Source organism: Streptomyces malaysiensis subsp. samsunensis (assembly GCF_024519315.1).
Lineage (GTDB): Bacteria > Actinomycetota > Actinomycetes > Streptomycetales > Streptomycetaceae > Streptomyces > Streptomyces malaysiensis.
This window is the reverse complement of the sequence record NZ_JANIIC010000112.1, coordinates 1-18,520: the sequence shown is the minus strand read 5'-3', so window position 1 is coordinate 18,520 and position 18,520 is coordinate 1. Positions and strand designations below refer to the sequence as shown.

Below are 18,520 nucleotides of genomic sequence, written 5' to 3'. Positions count from 1 at the left end.
TGCGAAGGTGGTGGCCCTGCGGAGTAAGGCGTTGCGACGGTTGGCCGGGGGCGGGGCGATGGCTTCCCTCGGGGTGGGCCAGGATCGGGCGGGCCAACTCCTTTCCGGTCTAAGGGGTCAGGCTGCTGGCGTGGGCGTGGCGGCCGTCAACGGGCCTTCCTCCACGGTGATTTCGGGCCCGCCGGAGCAGGTGACCGCTGTCGTGGCCGCATGCCAGGAGGTGGGGGAGCGGGCGCGGCTGATCGAGGTCGATTACGCCTCGCACGGTCCCCAAGTGGAGGAGATCCGCGAGGAGTTGAATGAGGTTCTGGCCGGGGTCCGTCCGCTTTCGGGTGGTGCGGATGAGGTGGCGTTCTACTCGACGGTCACCGGTGGCCGGACCGATGCCTCTGCCCTGGATACGGGCTATTGGGTGCGGAATCTGCGGGAGCGGGTGCGGTTCGCCGATGCCGTCGAGGCGTTGCTGGCGGACGGCCACCGGGTGTTCATCGAGGCCAGCCCCCATCCCGTGCTGACCCTCGGAATGGAGGAGACGTTCGAGCAGGTGGGTGTGGAGGCGGTCGCCGTGCCCACACTGCGCCGCGATCACGGTGGCCAGGCTCAGCTCCTCCACTCGCTGGGCCAGGCGTTCATCGCCGGAACCGACGTCGACTGGAGGTCCGCGTTCCCGGCCGACCCCACCCCTCGTACGGTCGATCTGCCCACGTACGCCTTCCAGCACCAGCGCTACTGGCTGGACGGCCTCAGCGGCCGGGGTGCCGACCCCACCGACCTCGGCTTGGTCGCCGCGGGGCATCCGCTGCTGAGCGCCGCCGTGGAGCTTGCCGATGGCCAGGGCCATCTGCTGACGGGACGGCTCTCGGCGCGGTCCCATGGCTGGCTCGCCGACCATGTGGTGGCGGGCGCGGTGCTGGTACCCGGGACGGCCCTGGTGGAGTGGGCGCTGCGGGCCGCCGATGAGGTGGGCTGCGGCGGTGTCGAGGAGCTGGCGCTCCAGGTACCGCTCGTACTGCCGTCCAACGGCGGGGTTCGACTGCAAGTGGCCGTGGGCGGGCCGGGCGCCGATGGCCGACGCGATGTGCGGATGTACTCGCGTCCCGACGACGATGGTGGCGACGCGGCGGCCGGGTGGGTATGCCATGCGGAGGGCGTGCTGAGCCCGCCTCCTGACGGCTCCGGGCCGGTGGAGGAGCTGGGCGGGGCGTGGCCACCGGCGGGTGCGAAGCCGGTGGAGCCCGGGGACTTCTACGAGCACCTCGCGGCGTCGGGGTATGCGTACGGCCCGGCCTTCCAGGGCCTGCGCGCCATCTGGCGGGACGGGACGGACCTGCTGGCCGAGGTGGCGCTGCCGGAGGCCGCGGGGGAGCGGACGGGATTCGGTATCCACCCGGCGCTGCTGGACGCCGTGCTGCATCCCGTTCTGCTGACCGATGGGTCACCGAGGGGCGCCGAGTCGGCCGGTGGCCGGGTGTGGTTGCCGTTCACCTGGAGCGGCGTGTCGCTATGGGCGACCGGGGCGACCACGGTACGGGTGCGGATCTCTCCGTACGAGCCGAGTGCCGAGGGGGAACGGACGCTGCGGGTGACCGTGGCGGATGCCCTGGGCACCCCGGTGCTGAGCGCCGACGCGGTGGTGCTGCGGTCGGCCGACCCCGATCAGCTGCGCACGGCCCAACAGCCGGGCGCGGATGGGTTGTTGGTCATGGATTGGGTTCCCCTGCCGGTTCCCGCGCCACCCAACGGCGCCGGGCAGTCCGCGGACCATACGGCCGATGACGCCGACTGGGCGATCCTGGGGCCCGAGGACAGGGCTCCGGCCGGATCCGCAGCCGTACGCCACCCGGATTCGCAGTCGTTGATCAGCGCACTCGACGCGGGTGCCCCCACCCCCGCGGTCGTCCTGGCACTCGAGCCCGCCAAGGCGGTCGACGCGCGGGATCGCGGGATGGCGGCCGACGGTCTGGCCTCGGCGGAGCGGGTCCTGGCGCTGTTGCAGGGCTGGCTGGCCGAACCGCGCCTGGCCGACACCCGGTTGGTGGTGGTGACGCGGGGCGCCATCGCGACCGATGACCCCGGTGGCTTCGATCCCGTGGCGGAGGGCGTGGATACGGCGGGTGCTGCCGTATGGGGCCTGGTGCGCAGCGCGCAGGCCGAGAACCCCGGCCGTTTCCTGCTGCTCGATCTCGACCCGCACGCCGAGGTGTCGTCCGCCCGCCTCGTGGCCGACGCCGTGGCGCGCGCCGTGGAGATGGACGAGCCGCAGCTGGCGCTGCGCGCGGGGCGGGCGCTGATGCCCCGGCTGGTGCGTGCCGCGCGAAGCGGCGGCCTGGTGGCCCCGGCGGGGGAGCCCGCGTGGCGGCTCGGGCTCGAGGGCGCCGGGACGGTGGACAGCGTGCGGCCGGTGGCCTGCCCGGAGGTGCTGGAACCGCTGAGGGAGGGCCACATCCGGATCGATGTCCACGCGGCGGGCGTCAACTTCCGCGATGCGCTGATCGTGTTGGGGATGTACCCCGGGGACGCGGCCTTCGAGGGCAGCGAGGGCGCCGGTGTGGTGCGGGAGGTCGGCCCCGGTGTGACCGGCCTCGCCGTGGGCGACCGGGTGATGGGCCTGTTCGAGGGCGCGTTCGGCCCGCAGGCCGTGGCGGACGCCCGTACGGTCGTACCCATCCCCGACGGCTGGACCTTCCGGCAGGCGGCCGCGGCCCCCGTCGTGTTCCTCACCGCCTGGTACGGGCTCGTGGAGCTGGGCGGGCTCCAAGCGGGGGAACGGGTGCTGATCCATGCGGCGACCGGTGGTGTGGGGACGGCCGCGGTGCGGATCGCGCGTCACCTGGGTGCGGAGGTCTATGCGACGGCGAGCCCCGGTAAGCATGGGGTGCTGGAGGCGATGGGTGTCGATGCGGCACACCGGGCTTCCTCGCGTGATCTGGCCTTTGAGGAGGCGATCCGTGAGGCGACCGGTGGCCGTGGTGTGGATGTGGTGCTCAACAGCTTGGCCGGGCCCTTCGTGGACGCTTCGCTGCGTCTCCTGCGCGAGGGTGGTCGGCTGCTGGAGATGGGCAAGACGGATATCCGTGACCCGGAGGTGATCGCGGCCGAGCACCCCGGTGTCCGCTACTGCGCGTACGACCTGATCGCCGACGCCGGTCCGGACCGCATTGGCGAAATGTTGTGCGAGCTGGGTGAGTTGTTCGCCTCCGGTGTACTGGAGCCGCCTTCGGTGCGGGCGTGGCCGTTGAGCCGGGCGCGTGAGGCGTTGCGGTATCTGAGCCAGGCCAAGCACACCGGGAAGCTGGTGCTGGACGTCCCCGCTCCGGTGGACCCCGAGGGCACCGTGCTCATCACCGGTGGCACCGGGACCCTCGGCGGACATGTCGCCGAGCACCTCGTCCGCCACTGGAACATCCGCCATCTGCTGCTGGTGAGCCGCGGCGGTACGGACGCGCCCGGCGCGCCGGAGCTGCTGACCCGCCTCGCCGACCTGGGGGCCGACGTGCGTATCGCCGCCTGCGACATCGGTGACAGCGCCCAGCTGGCCGAGGTCCTCGCGGGTATCGACCCGGCACATCCGCTGACCGGTGTCGTGCACGCGGCCGGAGCGCTGGACGACGCGATGCTCCCTTCGCAGGATCCGAAACGGCTTGCGCGGGCGTGGGCGGCGAAGGCCGCGGCCGCGGCCCATCTGCACACCGCCACCGAGCGTCAGCGGCTGGGCATGTTCATCATGTTCTCCTCCTTCGCCTCCGATCTCGGCACCCCGGGCCAGGCCAACTATGCGGCCGCCAACGCCTTTTGCGATGCCCTGGCCGCCCGCCGCCAGGCGGCCGGGCTTCCCGGGCTGTCGGTGGCATGGGGACTCTGGGCGGCCACCAGCGGCCTCACTGCACGGCTGGCCGACGCCGATCTGGCCAGGATCGGCCGGCTGGGCATCAAGGCCAACAGCGCCGAGGAGGGGCTGGCGCTGCTGGACGCGGCCCGCCACCACGGCCATCCGCATCTGCTGGCCCTCCGCCTGGACACCGGCTCCCTCGCCGCACAGCCCCCCGGCACCCTCCCCGCCCCCTTGCGGGCCCTCGCCACCACCGCCGCCGGCGGCGGGCGGGCCCGGCCCACGGCGGCCGCCGGTGGGCAGACCACCGACTGGGCGGGTCGGCTCAGGGGACTGCCGGCCACCGAACAGCACCGGCTGCTGCTCAACCTGGTGCGAACGCAGGCGGCCACGGTGCTCGGCCACGCCGATCCGGGTGTGGTGCGGCCGGACGCGTCGTTCAAGGACCTCGGCTTCGACTCGCTGACCGCCGTGGAACTGCGCAACCGGCTGGCCGCGGCCACCGGACTGCGGCTGCCCGCGGCCCTCGTCTTCGACCACCCGGAGGCGGCCGTGCTGGCCGAGCGGCTGCGCCGGGAGCTCTCGCCGGACGGTGAGCCGGGCGCCCCGGACGCCGATGTACCGCGGCCTCATCCCGTGCTCAACGAGCTGGTCAGGCTGGAGAACAGCCTGTCGGCCGTCGCGGTCGAGGACGTGGACTCCGGCGCGGTCACCGCCCGGCTGGAGACCTTGCTGTCCAAGTGGAAGGCGCTGTGCTCGTCGGCGCGGGCGGACGACGGCAATGCCGTGGGGCGGTTGCGGGTGGCGACCGCCGATCAGGTTCTGGAATTCATCGACAACGAACTTGGCCTGTCATGAACTACGTGGCGCGCCCTTCGCTGAAGGCCGGGTGACCCTCTGTGACGCACGCTAATGAAGAGAAGCTGGTCGACTATCTGCGGCGAGTGGCAGGCGATCTGCACGAAACGCGTCAGCGGCTGCGCGAGTTGGAGGACCGCTCCCAGGAGCCGGTGGCCGTGGTCGGCATGGCCTGCCGCTACCCCGGCCAAGCCGACTCGCCCGAGGAGCTGTGGCGGCTCCTGGCCTCCGGCGACCACGCCATGGGGGAGTTCCCCGCCGACCGCGGCTGGGACCTGGACGGGCTGTTCCACCCCGACCCGGACCACCCCGGCACCAGCCATGCCCGCGAGGGCGGATTCCTCTACGACGCCGACCAGTTCGACCCCGAGTTCTTCGGTATCAGCCCGCGCGAGGCGCTGGCCATCGACCCGCAGCAGCGGCTGCTGCTCGAAGTGTCCTGGGAGCTCCTCGAACGCGCCGGAATCGACCCGGCCGAGCTGAAGGGCTCCTCGACGGGGGTGTACGCCGGGACCGCGCTGCCCGGCTTCGGCACCCCGCACATCGAGAAGAGCGCCGAGGGCTATCTGGTGACGGGCAACGCGCCCAGTGTGCTCTCCGGCCGGGTGGCGTACACCCTCGGCCTGGAGGGGCCGGCGGTCACCGTGGACACGGCGTGTTCGTCCTCGCTGGTGTCGATGCACCTGGCGTGTCAGGCGCTGCGGCAGGGCGAGTGCACCCTGGCCCTGGCCGGCGGGGTGACGGTGATGGCCATCCCGAACGTGTTCACCGAGTTCTCCCGCCAGCGCGGGCTGGCTCCGGACGGCCGGTGCAAGGCGTTCTCGGCCGACGCCGACGGCACCGCCTTCTCCGAGGGCGTCGGCCTCGTGCTGCTGGAGCGGCTGTCCGACGCACGGCGCCACGGCCGTCGCGTACTCGGGGTGATCCGGGGCTCGGCCATCAACCAGGACGGCGCCTCAAACGGCCTGACCGCGCCCAACGGACCCTCCCAGCAGCGCGTCATCCTCCAGGCGCTGGCGAACGCACGGCTGTCCCCGGCCGAGGTGGACGTGGTGGAGGCGCACGGCACCGGAACCCGCCTCGGCGATCCCATCGAAGCCCATGCGCTGCTCGCCACCTACGGCCGGGACCGGCCCGATGACCGGCCACTGTGGCTGGGATCGGTCAAGTCCAACATCGGGCACACGCAAGGTGCCGCGGGTGTGGCCGGGGTCATCAAGATGATCATGGCGATGCGGTACGAGACGCTGCCCGCCACCCTGAATGTCAACGAGCCCACACCCCATGTCGCATGGGACACCGGCGCCGTACGCCTGCTCACCGAAGCCGTCGACTGGCCGGGTGGCGAGCGGCCCCGCCGGGCGGCGGTGTCCTCCTTCGGCATCTCCGGGACCAACGCCCATCTGCTGCTCGAACAGCCCCCGGCCGACGAGTCCTCCGCCGACGAGCCCCCCGCCGGTGTGTCCCCTGCCGACGAGCCCCCCGCCGGTGTGTCCTCCACACCGGACCGGATCCCCGGGGCGATCGCCGCGGACACCGAGCCGCCGGGCCAACGCCCGGTGCCCTGGGTGGTGTCCGCCCGCACCGGCCAGGCGTTACGCGACCAGGCCGGCGCACTTGCCACGTATCTCACCGACCACCCCGACCTGCCCGTGGCCGATGTGGGCTGGTCGCTGGCCCGGACCCGCTCGGCCTTCGAGTACCGGGCCGTGGCGATCGGCGAGGACCGCGACGAACTGCTGACGGCCGTACGGGCCCTGGCCGAGGGCCGCGGCCACCCCGGGCTGACCCTGGCCACGGCGCCGACCCGCTCCGGCGGCACCGCCTTCATGTTCACCGGGCAGGGCAGCCAACGGCCCAGGATGGGCCGGAAGTTGTACCGCGCCTTTGATGTGTTCGCCACCGCACTCGACGACGCCTGCGCCCAACTGGACCCGCTGCTCGGCCACCCGCTGCGCGACATCCTCTTCGCGGCCGAGGACACCGACGAGGCGCGGGCCCTGCACGGCACCGGCGTGACCCAGGCGGCCCTCTTCGCCCTGGAGACCGCGCTCTTCCGGCTCGTCGAGTCGTTCGGCCTCACCCCCTCCTTCCTGACCGGCCACTCCGTCGGCGAGCTGGTGGCCGCGCACGTGGCGGGTGTGCTGTCCCTTCCGGACGCCTGCGCGCTGGTGGCCGCCCGTGGCCGGCTGATGCAGGCGCTGCCGTCCGGCGGCGCCATGGCCGCCGTCGAAGCCACCGAGGAGCAGGTCCTCCCCCTGCTCGCGGGCCGCGCGGACCGTGTGGCGCTCGCCGCGGTCAACGGCCCCACCTCGGTGGTCGTGTCCGGGGCCGCCGAAACCGTCGACGAGATCGCCCGAACCCTCAAGGAGCGCGGCCACCGCACCAAGCGGCTCCGCGTCAGCCACGCCTTCCACTCGCCCCTTCTCGACCCCATGCTGGACGACTTCCGCGAAGTGGCGCGGCGGCTCACCTACCACGCACCGCGCATCCCGGTGATCTCCAACGTCACCGGCCGGCCTTCCGACCCGGAGCAGCTGCGCGACCCCGAGTACTGGGTGCGGCACATCAGCGAGCCCGTACGGTTCCACGACGGTCTGCGCACCCTGCACGGCGAAGGTGTGACGCGCTACCTCGAACTCGGCCCCGACGCCGTCCTCACCACCATGGCCCAGGACGCCCTCGCCGCCGAGACGACGGCCCCCGATACCTCCGACGGCGAGCCCGTGTTCGCCACCGTCCTGCGTCCCGGCCGCGACGAGCCCCGTACGCTGCTGACCGCGCTCGCCCTGATGCACATCGACGGCGGCGCGGTCGACTTCGCCGCCGCACTCCCCGAGGACGCGGTCCATGTCGACCTGCCCACCTACCGGTTCCAGCGGCAGCGGTACTGGCGGCCCGTCCCGAACACCACCGCCGACGTACGCGCCGTCGGCCTCGGCGCCACCGGCCATCCCCTGCTCCAAGCCGCCGTGGAGACACCCGACGGCGGACTGCTGCTCACCGGGCGGCTGTCCCCGCACACCCACGCATGGCTCGCCGACCACACCATCGCGGACAGCGTCCCCCTGCCCGGTACGGCCCTGCTCGAGCTGGCCCTCCTCGCCGCCGCACGCACCGGCAGCGCGCTGATCGACGACCTCACCCTGGAGACACCGCTGATCCTGCCCGCCTCCGGCGCGGTACGGATCCAGCTCGCCGTCACCCCGCCCGACGAGACCGGACGGCGGACCGTCACCATCGCCTCGCGCCCGGCCGACGAGGGCGGCGGCGCCCTGGACACCCCGGCCGCCTGGCGCCACCACGCCACCGGCGTACTGTCCGACGCGATCACACCACCGCCCGACGACGGGCCGCAGACCACGGCCTGGCCACCCGCCGGGGCCGTCCCGGTCGACGTGGCCGACCTGTACGAGCGCCTGGCCGCACAGGGATACGCCTACGGGCCCGCCTTCCGCGGGCTGCACACCGCATGGCGGCTCGGCGAGGAGATGCTCGCCGAGGTGCGTCTGGCCCCGGAACAGCGCGCCGAGGCCGACGGCTACGGGCTGCACCCCGCCCTGCTCGACAGCGCCCTGCACCCGGTGGAAGAGCTCATGGGCGGCGTCCACGCGCCGGACGGCGCCGAGGCCACCGTCAGACTGCCGTTCACCTTCGGCGGGGTGCGGCTCTTCGCCACCGGCGCCACCCGGCTGCGAGTGCGCATCACCCCCACCGCCGCGGACACCCTCACGCTGCGGCTGACCGACGACCACGGCGCGCCCGTGGCCACCATCGACGCCCTCGGGCTGCGGGAGGTCCCCGCCGACCGCTGGCGCTCCGCCCGCGCCGCCACGGCCGACGCCCCGCTGTACCGCCTGGACTGGCAGCCCTACCCGATCTCCGCCGACTCGCCCCCGTCCACCGTGAGTTGGGCGCTCATCGGACCCCGCGATCAGGCCCCGGCCGTCCCGGATCTCCCCGCGCACCCGGACCTGGACGCCCTGCGGGCCGCCCTCGACGGCGGACAGCCCGCCCCCGACATCGTCGTCCTCGAATGCCCCGGCGCACCTGACACTTCCGCGCCCGACACCTCGGCACACCCGGACGAGACGCCCGCCCGGGTACGCGCCGTGGTGCATCACATTCTCGGCGCGCTGCGCACCTGGCTGACGGACGAGCGGTTCAGCGGGACCCGGCTGGTCATCGCCACCCGCGGCGCGGTCGCCACCGGCCCCGGGGACGGGCCCGCCGACCTGGCCACCGCGCCCGTATGGGGTCTGGTCCGCGCCGCCCAGGCCGAACACCCGGAGCGCGTCCTGCTGCTCGACCTGGACGACGACCCCGCCTCGCGCGATGCCCTGCGCACCGCCCTTCCGGCCGCCGTCGCCGGTGCCGAATCCGAGGTGGCGGTACGGGCGGGTACGGCCTTCGTGCCCCGTCTGGTCAAGGTCCGCCCCGAGCGGGACACCCCGCCCCGCGCCCTCGACCCGGACGGCACGGCACTGATCACCGGCGGCACCGGAGCGCTGGGCCGGCTGGTCGCCCGGCATCTGGTCGCCGCGCACGGCGCCCGCCATCTGCTGCTGGCCAGCCGGAGCGGTGGCATCACGGAGGACATCGACGCGTTCGCGGACGAACTGACCGCGCTGGGCGCGGCGGACGTACGCATCGCGGCGTGTGACGCCGCCGACCCCGAGGCGCTGGCCGCGCTGCTCGCCACGCTCCCCGAAGCGCATCCGCTGACGGCCGTCATCCACACCGCCGGGGTGCTCGACGACGGTGTGGTCACCGCCATGACCCCCGAGCAACTCGACACCGTACTCGCCCCGAAGCTGGACGCCGCGTGGCATCTGCACCGGCTGACCCGGGACATGGATCCGGCCGCGTTCGTGATGTTCTCCTCCGCCGCGTCCATCATGGGCAACGGCGGCCAGGCCAACTACGCCGCGGCCAACATGTTCCTCAACGCACTCGCCGAACGCCGCCGCGCCGAGGGGCGCACGGCCCACGCGCTGGCCTGGGGGCTGCTGGCGGCCGCCGGTGGTATGGCCGGCCACCTGGACGACGCGGACCTCGCCCGGATGGCCCGCTCCGGAGTCGCCCCCGTCTCCAACGAGCAGGCGCTGACGCTGCTCGACACGGCGCTCACCACCGATCACCCCACGCTCGTCCCCGCGCGCTTCGACCTCGCGGCGCTGCGCACCCGGGCGTCCGCCGGGCCACTTCCGCCCGTACTGCGGCGGCTGGTGCACATGCCCACACTGGCCGCCCGGAACACCGTGACGAGTTCCCTGGCCGGGCGGCTCGCCGACCTGCCGCCCGAGGAGCAGGACCGGCTCATCGGAGAACTGGTACGCGACCAGGTCGCCACCGTGCTCGCCCACCCCGCGCCGGAGGCCATCGAACTGGGCAGAGCCTTCCAGGACCTCGGCTTCGACTCGCTGACCGCGCTCGACCTGCGCAACCGGCTCAACGCGGCCACCGGCACCCGGATCCCGGCCACCGTCATCTTCGACTATCCGACCCCCGACGCCCTGGTGCGCTTCCTGCGCGAGCGGCTGGTCGGCGCACCGGCCGAAACACCGCTCCCACCGACGGCCAAGCCCGTGGCCACCGACGACGACCCGATCGCCATCGTCGGCATGGCCTGCCACTATCCGGGCGGTGTCGGCTCCCCCGACGAGCTGTGGCGGATGGTGGCCGACGGGGTGGACGCGATCGGGGAGTTCCCCGCGGACCGCGGCTGGGACCTCGGCGGCCTTTTCGACCCCGACCCGGACCACACCGGCACCAGCTACGCCCGCGAGGGCGGATTCCTCCACGAGGCCCCGCGGTTCGACGCCGAGTTCTTCGGGATCTCACCCCGCGAGGCGCTGGCCACCGACCCGCAGCAGCGGCTGCTGCTGGAGACCGCGTGGCAGGCGTTCGAGAGCGCGGGCATCGACCCGGTGAGCCTGCGGGGCAGCCGTGGCGCGGTGTTCACCGGGGTCATGTACGACGACTACGGCAGCCGCTTCCTGGGCCGTACCCCCGAGGGCATCGAGGGCCGTCTGATGACCGGCAGCACACCGAGCATCGCCTCCGGCCGCGTGGCGTTCACCTTCGGCCTGGAGGGGCCCGCGGTGACGGTGGACACGGCGTGCTCCTCGTCGCTGGTGGCCATGCATCTCGCGGCGCAGGCGCTGCGGCAGGGGGAGTGCACCCTGGCGCTTGCCGGTGGGGTGACGGTGATGGCCACACCCAACACCTTCGTGGAGTTCTCGCGCCAGCGCGGACTGGCCCCGGACGGCCGCTGCAAGCCGTTCGCCGCGGCGGCCGACGGCACCGGCTGGGGCGAGGGCATCGGCCTCCTCGTCCTGGAGCGGCTGTCGGACGCGCGCCGCAACGGCCGTGATGTGCTGGCGGTGATCCGCGGGTCGGCGATCAACCAGGACGGCGCGTCCAACGGACTGACCGCGCCGAACGGACCGTCCCAGCAGCGGGTGATCCGCCAGGCCCTGGCCACCGCACGCCTCTCCCCGGCGGACGTCGACGCGGTGGAGGCCCACGGCACCGGCACCACGCTCGGCGACCCCATCGAGGCCCAGGCGCTGCTCGCCACCTACGGCGAGGACCGGCCGGAGGGCAGTCCGCTGTGGCTCGGCTCCATCAAGTCCAACATCGGTCACACCCAGGCCGCCGCGGGCGTGGCGGGCGTGATCAAGATGGTGATGGCCATGCGCCACGGGCTGCTGCCCGTCTCGCTCCACATCGACGAGCCCAGCCCGCATGTGGGATGGAACGACGGCGGAGTGCGGCTGCTGACCGAGGCGGTCGAGTGGCCACGGGCCGAACGGCCCCGGCGCGCGGGCGTCTCCTCCTTCGGCATCAGCGGCACCAACGCCCATGTGATCCTCGAACAGGCCCTGGACCAGGCACACTCCACGGAGCCCGATCCCGAACCCGATCCCGAGCCCGGACCCCACGGCCCTCGGGTCGTGCCCTGGGTGCTGTCCGCACGGGGAGCCGAGGCGCTACGGGACCAGGCGCGGGCACTGGCCGCGCGGCTGACCACCGGCCCCACGGCCTCGCCCGCCGAAGTGGGCTGGTCCCTCATCCGCTCCCGCACGCTGTTCGACCACCGCGCCGTCGTGGTCGGTGAGAGCCGCGCCGAACTGATGGCGGCCGTCGAGGCCCTTGCGGCCGACGAGACACACCCGGGTGTGGTGCACACGGGCGCGGCCGCCTCCACAGGTGGCGCGGGCCCGGTGCTGGTCTTCCCCGGCCAGGGCTCGCAGTGGATCGGGATGGGTGCCGGACTGCTGGACGCCTCACTGGTGTTCGCCGCTCGGGTGGCGGAGTGCGAACGAGCGCTGGCGCCGTACGTCGACTGGTCGCTCACCGGGGTGCTGCGCGGCGTGGCCGGCGCGGGCGATCTGAGTCGGGTGGATGTGGTGCAGCCCGTCCTGTGGGCGGTGATGGTGTCCCTGACCGCCGTATGGGCGGGCCACGGGGTGCGGCCCGCCGCAGTGGTGGGCCACAGTCAGGGCGAGATCGCCGCCGCCTGCGTGGCCGGGGCGCTCACCTTGGAGGACGGCGCCCGGGTCGTGGCCCTGCGCAGCCGGGCGCTGCGCCAACTGGCCGGAGGCGGGGCGATGGCCTCCCTCGGAGTGGGTCAGGAACGGGCCATGGATCTGCTGTCGGGGCTGGGCGACCGTGCGGCCGCCGTGGTCGTGGCCGCCGTGAACGGCCCCGCCTCCACCGTGGTGTCCGGTCCGCCGGAGCAGGTGGCCACGGCCGTGGCCGCCTGCCGTGACACCGGGGAACGCGCCCGGACCATCGAGGTTGACTACGCCTCGCACAGCCCCCAGGTCGATGAGATCGCGGACGAACTCACCGATCTTCTCAGGGGAGTTGAGCCGGTCGAACCGCCCGGCTCCGGGGTGGCGTTCTACTCCACCGTGACCGGTGGCCGGGCCGATGCCTCGGTTCTGGATACGGGTTACTGGGTGCGGAATCTGCGGGAGCGGGTGCGGTTCGCCGAGGCGATTCAGGCGCTGCTGGCCGATGGCCACCGGGTGTTCATCGAGGCAAGCACCCACCCCGTCCTCACGGTGGGCATGCAGGAGAGCTTCGAGGAGGCGGGCGTTCCCGCCGCCACCGTCCCCACCCTGCGCCGTGACCACGGCGACCTCGCCCAGCTGGTGCGCTCGCTGGCCCAGGCGTTCACCGTGGGGGCCGAGGTCGACTGGACCACGCTGTTCCCCACCGACCCCGCGCCCCGCACCGTGCCGCTGCCCACCTACGCATTCCAGCGCGAGCGCTACTGGCTCGAAGGTACCGCGGGCCGGGGCGGCGACCCCGCTGACCTCGGCCTTGTCTCCGCCGAACACCCGCTGCTCGGCGCGGCCGTGGAACTCGCCGACGGCAGTACCCATCTGCTCACCGGACGGCTGACGGCCGGTGGCGGCGATGGCTGGCTCGGCGAACACGTGGTGGCGGGCGCCCGGCTGGTGCCGGGGGCGGCCCAGGTCGAATGGGCGCTGCGGGCCGCCGACGAGGCGGGCTGCGGCACGGTGGAGGAACTCGCCCTCCAGCTCCCGCTCGTCCTCCCCGACACCGGCGGGCTGCGTGTCCAGGTGATGGTGGGCGAGGCCGCCGAGGACGGGCGCCGCGACGTACGGGTGTACTCCCGGCCCGACCGCGACGCCGAAACCACCGCGGACCCGGTCTGGGTGTGCCACGCGGTCGGCGTGCTCGGCCCCCACGGCGAACCGGCACCCCAGCCCTCCGGGGTCTGGCCTCCGGCGGGCGCGGAGCCGGTGGACACGGACGGCTTCTACGAGCGTGCCGCGGCCGCCGGATACGGATACGGCCCCGCGTTCCAGGGCGTACGGAGGCTGTGGCGCGACGGCGCGGACGTGCTCGCCGAGGTGGCGCTGCCCGAACCGGCGGGCGGCCAGGCCGGATTCGGCATCCACCCGGCGCTGCTGGACGCCGCGCTGCACCCGGCGTCCCTCCTCGACCGGCCCGCGGAGGAGCACGGAGAGGAGCCCGGAGAGGAGCACGGAGAGAAACACGGGGAGGCACAGAGGGAGGAGCACGACGACGGCCGGGTGTGGCTGCCATTCGCCTGGCAGGGGGTGTCGCTGTGGGCCGCGGGAGCGACCACCGTACGCGTCCGGTTGACCCCGCATGAGCAGGCTGCGGAAGGCGAGCGGGCGCTGCGGCTGACCGTGGCCGACGCCGTGGGCGACCCGGTACTGACCGTCGACTCCCTGGTGCTGCGCCCCGCCCGTACGGATCAGCTGCGGACCGCCGGCCGGGGAGCCGTGGACGGACTCTTCACCCTGGACTGGACTCCGCTCCCCGAGATGGCGCCCGGTGCCGACACGGGGCTGCCCGAGCCGGTGGCCGGGGACGGCGGCTGGGTGGCGCTGGGCGCCGAGGGCGTCGAGTGGGCCCCGCCGGACGTGGTCCGCCACCCGCACCTGGAGTCGCTGGTCGCGGCCATCGACGCCGGGACACCCGTGCCCTCGGTGGCGCTGACCGCCGTACCCGCCTCGAAGACGGCCATGGACATCGAGGCCGCCGGGACCGATGCCCTGGCGGCCGTGCGGCGGACACTTGACCTGCTGCGGGGCTGGCTGGCCGAACCCCGGCTGGCCGAGAGCCGCTTGGTCGTGGTGACACACGGCGCGGTCGCGCCCGGCGGCCCGGTGGCGGAGGACCATGGCTCCGGGGCCGTGGACACGGCGGGTGCCGCGGTATGGGGGCTGCTGCGCAGCGCACAGGCGGAGAACCCGGAGCGGTTCCTCCTGCTCGACCGCGATCCGCACGGCGCGCCCGACCCCGATGAGATCGGGGCGGCCGTGCTGGACGGTGTGCTGAGGGCCGTAGCCCTGGACGAACCGCAGGTGGCGGTGGGCTCCGGCCGGGTATGGGCGCCTCGTCTGACGCGTGCGGGCGGCCCCGGCAACGGCGGTCTGGTGGGTCCGGTGGGAGAGCCCGCGTGGCGACTCGCCGTGCGGGGCGCGTCCACCGTGGACAATGTGACGCCCGTGCCGTGCCCCGAAGTGCTGGAGCCGCTGGGGCCGGGAGAGGTCCGGATCGCGGTGCACGCGGCGGGCATGAACTTCCGCGACGCGCTGATCGTCGTCGGGATGTACCCCGGTGGCGGGGTGTTCCGCGGCAGCGAGGGCGCGGGCGTGGTCGTGGACATCGGCCCCGAGGTGGCCGGGCTCGCGGTGGGCGACCGGGTCATGGGCCTGTTCGAGGGCGCGTTCGGGCCGTGGGCGGCGGCGGACGCGCGCATGGTCGTGCCGATCCCCGACGGCTGGAGCTTCCGGCAGGCGGCCGCCGTACCGGTGGTGTTCCTCACGGCCTGGTACGGGCTGGTGGACCTGGCCGGGCTGCGGGACGGCGAATCGGTGCTGATCCACGCCGCCACCGGCGGCGTCGGCATGGCGGCCGTGCAGATCGCCCGCCACTTGGGCGCGGAGGTCTACGCGACGGCGAGCCCCGGCAAACACGGGGTGCTGGAGGAGATGGGCATCGACCAGGCACATCGCGCCTCGTCGCGCGATCTGGACTTCGAGGAGGTGTTCCGGGAGGCCACCGGCGGACGTGGCGTGGATGTGGTGCTCAACAGTTTGGCCGGGCCCTTCGTCGACGCGTCCCTGAGGCTGCTGGCCGACGGCGGACGGCTCTCCGAGATGGGCAAGACCGATATCCGCGATCCGGAGCGTCTCGCGGCCGCACATCCGGGCATCCGCTATCGCGCCTTCGACCTGGTGCCGGACGCCGGGCCGGACCGCATCGGAGAGATGCTGCGTGAACTGGGCGAGCTGTTCGGAGCCGGAGAGCTGCGGCCCGCGCCCGTACGGCCCTGGCCGCTCGACCGGGCGCGCGCCGCGCTACGCCGGCTGAGCCAGGCCAAGCACACCGGCAAGCTGGTGCTCGACGTACCCGCCGCGGTCGATCCGGACGGCACGGTGCTGATCACCGGTGGCACCGGCACCCTGGGCGCCTACATCGCCGAACACCTCGCCCGCACCTGGGGGATGGGCCATCTGCTGCTGGTGAGCAGGCGGGGCCCGGACGCTCCGGGCGCCCGCGACCTGGCCGCCCGGCTGGAGGAACTGGGCGCACGGGTGCGCGTCGCGGCCACGGATGTCACCGACGCCTCGGCGGTGGCGGATCTGGTGGCGGGCATCGACCCCGAACATCCGCTGACCGGAGTCATCCACGCCACGGGTGTGCTGGACGACGCGGTGGTCACCGCACAGACCCCCGAACGGTTGGCGCGGGTATGGACCGCCAAGGCCACGGCCGCGGCCCATCTGCACACGGCGACGGCCCATCTCCGGCTCGGCATGTTCGTCCTCTTCTCCTCAGCCGCGGGCACACTCGGCAGTCCGGGGCAGGCCAACTACGCGGCCGCCAACGCCTTTTGCGACGCACTCGCCGCCCACCGGCGGGCCGCCGGGCTGCCGGGCGTATCGATCGCCTGGGGCCTGTGGGCCGACGCCAGCGGGATGACCGGACACCTGGCCGAGGCCGATCTGGCCCGGATGTCCCGTACCGGCGTCGCCGCCCTGAGCACCCGGCACGGTCTGGCCCTGCTCGACGCCGCCGTCCAGCACGGCGGTGACCATCTGGTCGCCGCCCATGTGGACCCCCGCACCCTCGCCGGACTGCGCGCCGACAGCCTGCCCGCCACGCTGCGCGCCCTGGCCGCCACCGGCGGCGCGGGCACCGGCGGCGCAGGCACCGGGCGACGCACCGCGGCGGCGGCCGGGGAAGGCCGCCAGGTCGACTGGGGCGCCCGGCTTGCGGGCCTGCCCACGGCCGAACAGCACCGGCTCGTGCTCAACCTGGTCCGTGGCCACGCCGCCACGGTACTCGGACACGCCGATGTGGATGCCGTACAGGCCGAGGCCAGCTTCAAGGAGCTGGGCTTCGACTCCCTGACCGCCGTCGAACTGCGCAATCGGCTCGCCGCCGCCACCGGCCTGCGCCTGCCCGCCGGACTGGTCTTCGACTACCCGGAGGCCACCGCCCTCGCCGACCACTTGCTGGAACGGCTGGCACCCGGCGACGGACCCGCGCCGGGACGGGACGCCGTCGACCCGGTCCTGGGCGAGCTGGCCAGGCTGGACACCACCCTGGCCACCCTCGCCACGGACGACGAAGGCCGGGAGCGGATCGCCAAACGGCTGGGCGCCCTGCTGGCGAAATGGAACACCGGCGGGTCCGGCGACCCGGCCGGCGCGACCGACTTCGACGCCCTCGAAGCGGCCTCGGACGACGAGATGTTCGAGCTCATTGACCGTGAACTGCCCTGATGGAGGCGCGGAACTGATGTCGGGTACCGAAGAGAAGCTCCGCCAGTACCTCAAGAAGGTCACGGCCGATCTGGGGCAGACACGTCGGCGGCTCCGTGAGATGGAGGAGCGGTCCCAGGAGCCGGTGGCCATCGTGAGCATGGCCTGCCGGTACCCCGGGGGGATCACCTCGCCCGAGGAGCTGTGGGAGCTCGTCGCCTCGCGCGGCGACGCGATCGGGGAGTTCCCGACCGACCGCGGCTGGCAGCTGGACGGGCTGTTCCACCCGGACCCCGACCACTCCGGCACCAGCTATGTCCGGCACGGTGGATTCCTGGACCGGGCCGACGGCTTCGACGCGGCCTTCTTCGGCATCAGCCCGCGCGAGGCCCTGGCCGCCGACCCCCAGCAGCGCCAACTGCTGGAAGTCGCCTGGGAGTTGATCGAACGCGCGGGAATCGACCCCACCTCACTGAAGGGCACCCCCACCGGGGTCTACGCGGGCGCCGGGATCCTCGGCTTCGGCACCCCGCAGATCGAAAAGAGCACGGAAGGGTTTCTGCTCACCGGAAACACCTTGAGCGTGGTCTCCGGCCGGGTGGCCTTCACCCTCGGCCTGGAGGGGCCCGCGGTGACGGTGGACACGGCGTGTTCATCGTCGCTGGTCGCGATGCATCTCGCCTGCCAGGCGCTGCGGCAGGGGGAGTGCACGTTGGCCCTGGCCGGTGGCGTCACCGTGATGACCACCCCGAACACCTTCGTGGAGTTCTCCCGCCAGCGCGGTCTGGCCCCCGACGGCCGCTGCAAGCCCTTCGCGGCCGCCGCGGACGGCACGGGCTTCTCGGAGGGAGTGGGGCTCCTGCTGCTGGAGCGGCTCTCCGACGCACAGCGCAACGGTCACCAGGTACTCGCGGTGATCCGGGGCTCGGCCATCAACCAGGACGGCGCGAGCAACGGTCTCACCGCGCCCAACGGTCCCTCCCAGCAGCGAGTGATCCGCCAGGCGCTGATCAACGCCCAGCTCTCCTCCGTCGAGGTGGACGCGGTGGAAGCGCATGGCACCGGCACCACGCTCGGCGACCCGATCGAGGCAGTGGCGCTGCTCGCCGCGTACGGCCAGGACCGCACCCCCGAACAGCCGCTCTGGCTGGGCTCGCTGAAGTCCAACATCGGCCATGCGCAGGGTGCGGCGGGTGTGGCCGGTGTGATCAAGATGGTGATGGCTCTGCGCCATGAACTGCTCCCCGCCACGTTGTACGTCGATGAGCCGACTCCGCACGCGGACTGGTCCAGCGGTGCGGTGCGGCTGCTCACGGATCCGGTGGAGTGGCCGAGGAACGAACGGCCGCGCCGGGCCGGGGTGTCCGCGTTCGGGATCAGTGGCACCAACGCGCATGTGATCGTGGAGCAGGCTCCTGAGGAGGGTGAGCCGACAGAGCCGGTCTCCTCCGATCTGGGCACGGTTTCGTGGGTGCTGTCGGCGCGGAGCGCGGAGGCGTTGCGGGGGCAGGCGGACGCTCTGGCTGGGCGCATGCGTGGTGTGTCG

At 73.5% G+C, this 18,520-nt stretch carries 3 protein-coding genes; all 3 read left to right on the top strand.

What is annotated here, in order from left to right:
* Nucleotides 1-4,687, top strand: a 4,687-nt coding sequence (locus NQU54_RS46120; protein WP_257636262.1) for an SDR family NAD(P)-dependent oxidoreductase, incomplete at its 5' end; no start/stop codon positions are given.
* 41 nt (nt 4,688-4,728) lie between these two features.
* The gene (locus NQU54_RS46115; RefSeq protein ID WP_257636261.1) at nt 4,729-16,995 is read left to right on the top strand and encodes a type I polyketide synthase; all 12,267 of its coding nucleotides are present in this window, start codon (nt 4,729-4,731) and stop codon (nt 16,993-16,995) included.
* Between the two features lie 16 nt (nt 16,996-17,011).
* Nucleotides 17,012-18,520: type I polyketide synthase (locus tag NQU54_RS46110; RefSeq protein WP_257636260.1), on the top strand; the 1,509-nt coding region annotated here is incomplete at its 3' end.